Source organism: Methylobacterium sp. AC690 (genome assembly GCF_979256535.1).
The window spans coordinates 1-236 of record NZ_CEEDOX010000140.1 but is presented as its reverse complement, the minus strand read 5'-3'; the positions used below and the strand labels follow the sequence as shown (position 1 = coordinate 236).

Annotated in this window: 1 protein-coding gene; it reads right to left on the bottom strand. The window is 69.5% G+C overall.

Translation table 11 applies throughout. The annotated features are described in order from the left end of the window. A partial coding sequence (locus tag AC0IY1_RS25630; RefSeq protein WP_471773384.1) for a hypothetical protein occupies positions 1 to 236 on the bottom strand: 236 nt, incomplete at both ends.

The following is a 236-nucleotide window of genomic DNA, read 5'->3' as shown; positions in this document are numbered from 1 at the left end:
GGATCGGCAGGCCCAGGGGATCGATGGCCGCCAGTTCGCTCCGTTGCATCGTCACGTCGCGGGAGGGATCAGCGAAGGATGCCCGGGGATAGACCTGCAGGCCGATGCGCGGGGTGTGCTTGCGCCGGGACGGTGCGCGCTTGCGGCCTCCCACGACCACCGTCGACAGCTTGGCAGCGTAGAAGACGCGATGCTGGCGGATGTCCTTCTGCGGAAAGGCCTGCGCGCGCAGCGCG